Raw genomic sequence first — 241 nt, forward strand, 5'->3', positions numbered from 1 at the left:
GGCGGCCTACGAGGCGAAACAGAACACCGCGCGCATAGACGACGTGGTGCTGTACATGAAGTCTGCGGCGGTCAGAGAAGAATATGGCCAGCAGCCGACCATCATGAACCGCATCAACGAACTGGTGCTGCTGCTGGACCGCTGGTGCACGTGGGGGGCGAACGGCGACTACTTCAACTCGGACAGTCCGACGCTCGACGGCGACACGCGCTTTGCCGTACTGGAGCTGCTGAGCCTGGAG

Annotated in this window: 1 protein-coding gene; it reads left to right on the plus strand. The window is 62.2% G+C overall.

The genetic code is table 11. The features are described 5' to 3' along the window. Positions 1 to 241: hypothetical protein (locus tag SB765_RS33115; RefSeq protein ID WP_410932959.1), on the plus strand; the 241-nt coding region annotated here is incomplete at both ends.

The sequence above is a fragment of the Pseudomonas sp. SIMBA_067 genome, from assembly GCF_046534675.1.
GTDB classification, from domain to species: domain Bacteria; phylum Pseudomonadota; class Gammaproteobacteria; order Pseudomonadales; family Pseudomonadaceae; genus Aquipseudomonas; species Aquipseudomonas putida.